The sequence below is a fragment of the Flavisolibacter nicotianae genome (genome assembly GCF_003628535.1).
Taxonomy (GTDB): domain Bacteria; phylum Bacteroidota; class Bacteroidia; order Chitinophagales; family Chitinophagaceae; genus Flavisolibacter; species Flavisolibacter nicotianae.
The window spans coordinates 1-2474 of the sequence record NZ_RBCI01000040.1 but is presented as its reverse complement, the minus strand read 5'-3'; the positions used below and the strand labels follow the sequence as shown (position 1 = coordinate 2474).

General features: G+C 42.2%; 3 protein-coding genes. All 3 read right to left on the bottom strand.

All coding sequences use genetic code 11. The annotated features are described in order from the left end of the window. Positions 1-227 precede the first annotated feature (227 nt). Positions 228-872, bottom strand: coding sequence for a hypothetical protein (locus D6024_RS26225; RefSeq protein WP_121357783.1), 645 nt, complete (start codon positions 870-872; stop codon positions 228-230). Between the two features lie 150 nt (positions 873-1022). Further along, positions 1023-1451 carry a hypothetical protein gene (locus tag D6024_RS26220; RefSeq protein WP_162945066.1) on the bottom strand — a complete coding sequence of 143 codons (429 nt, stop codon included), beginning with the start codon at positions 1449-1451 and terminating at the stop codon, positions 1023-1025. Between the two features lie 189 nt (positions 1452-1640). Further along, positions 1641-2333: a DUF4253 domain-containing protein gene (locus D6024_RS26215; RefSeq protein WP_162945065.1), complete on the bottom strand. Its 693-nt coding sequence runs from the start codon at positions 2331-2333 to the stop codon at positions 1641-1643. Positions 2334-2474 lie beyond the last annotated feature (141 nt).

Genomic DNA, 2474 nt, shown 5'->3' with positions numbered 1-2474 from the left:
CGTTATTAGTGTAATAATCAGAAGACGCATATTCCATAAAATTTTGGTTTTGTCCGCAACTAACCATTGCCAATGTCAAAAGCAGTATGAATGGTAGTGTTCTCATAAATGGCTGCCAACGGATTAGGTGCTTCTGAAGCAGCGATATTCAGTGTTCCTTCAGCCTCACCCATGTTGTTTTATCGAGTAAAGTTATTTCGTCGAGCCTTTGCAGTCAAGCCGCTGTTTTAGAAGCACCCTGTTAGCAGCTGGCGGTGCTCACGAAGGGCTGCCTTCCACTGTTGATCCAATTCCTGATGTCTTGCCTTCTGCTGGTAAAGTTCACGTCTGTTGTCAAGACGACGCTGCAAATGCTCTTTTACTGGCTCCTCACCAGATTTGGTATTCTCAGTTAAAACAATCTCGAGTTTCTTTATGGAACGTTCAAGATTTTCCAATTCGATCTCACGAGCACGCTCTTGCTTTAGCAGCTCTATTCCCAGATCCACGAACAAGACACGCTCTGCCTCGATCATTATCTCAGATGTGTCTGTAAACGCAACCTGGAAAAACTTGCGGTTCCTTGGAAGTTCTGTCCAAAAGCCTTCTGCGTCTTCTATGCCAAACACCCGTGTAAAAAAGTCAAACGATCTGTCTTCTGTGGTGTCGATCGTTCCGGACAACATCTTCCAAGAACTAAGCGTAGATTTCAAAAACAGGAGAAGACCATAAGCAGCATCGGACTCAAAGTAAAGTGCTGCATAATGATCGAATGACGAATACTCAGTCCTAAGGACTCTGAAATCGTTATGTAAGTCAAAGTGACTGTCAGCAATGTCAACTTCAGAAACTGGCTTGTATGGGTCGGCGTCTGTTAGGTCTATCCACTTCATTTTGCAGTTATCTAGCTTGCTGCTAACGGAACGGGTATTTATGCAGTGGTGGCATTTCCTGTTCCGTCAGTTTTGGTTAAGGATATAAAGCTGATTTGAAAACCTGAAGCTGGTAATATGCACGTCAGCCACCATTGCATAAATACTCTGTTAGCGGCTGCTAGTCGTGCGTTTTGCTTCTAAGAATTTGATGTCGTCGGCAATCTCACTTTTATTGTAATCCCATGCTTTCGGGTTCATGTTTTTCGTTCTTGTGCATAATTCTGTCCGAAATCCATTTTTATCAGCATAGGCAAACATCAGCCACTCTTCACCAACTTTTGGAACAATACCGCACATGCCTTCTTGCCTCGGTGTAGTAATTTTTATTTTGGTCTTGTTTTGTTCGCCTTTGTAATAGTTTTCTACAGTCACATCAATCGTTCTTTCAAAATCGCTCAACGATATTTTTGCAATCTTTCCTTTTGCAATCAAATCGTATTCCCTATACTGCTGCTCGTCAATTGGTGGTAAATGGATGCAAGAGCAGTAGTTCGGTTTATGTGTCAACAAAGCAAAAAACAAGAGCAAGTGTAGCATAAAGTCAGGTTTCTATATCAGATGCTAAAGAAGGAAAATTCCACAATAGCCGCTAACGAGAACTGCTTACCGAAGTTGCGGCATTGGCAGTACTGTTGTTGATTAAAGATATACAGTTTACAAATTGTTCGTCGGCTTCATCGTTGTTCGTCCAGCCGCTATTTCGGCAAGCGAATGTTGTATGCCGCCTTAGTCCCACCACATGAATACTTTGCCTCTCTCTTTTTCAAATTCTTTTGCCGTTTCCTGGAGATTTGGTTTTTCTGTCGGACAGACTTTCATTACTTCATTTGCAAAGTCTCTCCAGTCTTTGGGTGTGTCTACCGTTTGGATACTCAACCAATCATTGCCGACGCCGATAAAGCGAAAAGGATACTTCTGTTCAAAGACTTTGAGTTTCGTAATGAGTGTGTCTGTGGAAAAGTGATAGCTGCCACCACTTGTTTCCTGCAATCTTAACGCGTTGTACTTGTCAAATGAATGAATAAGAGAAACGACATACTTTTGACCCTCCCTACGGTCATCAGAAATAAAGGAAATACAGCTCCTGTAAGCGAATTTTCGGTTCAAGTTGTCTACGACCTGCTCCGCTAATTTAGGGTCAACAGGAAATGAAATGCCAGGAAGTAGAACTGTTTTAGTCTTTGGTGCCGGTTGTAGAATATTCGACTGAATAGGGTCGCCTGCATAGCTGGAGCGTATCAACAACCGTCTGAAGTGTTCAGCTTGTGTACCGGTAATTTTTTCCGCTTCGTCGATAACAACCATCTCGATACCGGTCTTCTCAGATAAGTCTTGTAGTCGGTTTTCATCATTTGGTTGGTTTATTTGTGTACAGGCTGTCAATGTTGTCAATAAAAGCAAAAATAGTACTTTCGGCATCTTCATAAAGGTGGCATACAACGGAAAACGGCTTGGCGTTCGGTGGGGTATTTTATAACGTCCAGCCGATAACCAAAGCTGATTAGAATTATTGATGATGAATGTAAGAACTAAAGTTCAATATTGAACGTCGTGCTGGGA

Bases quoted from the DNA above. Each gene is read 5' to 3' on its own strand.
- D6024_RS26220 (WP_162945066.1), bottom strand. From the start codon at position 1,451: ATGCTACACTTGCTCTTGTTTTTTGCTTTGTTGACACATAAACCGAAC.
- D6024_RS26225 (WP_121357783.1), bottom strand. From the start codon at position 872: ATGAAGTGGATAGACCTAACAGACGCCGACCCATACAAGCCAGTTTCT.
- D6024_RS26215 (WP_162945065.1), bottom strand. From the start codon at position 2,333: ATGCCGAAAGTACTATTTTTGCTTTTATTGACAACATTGACAGCCTGT.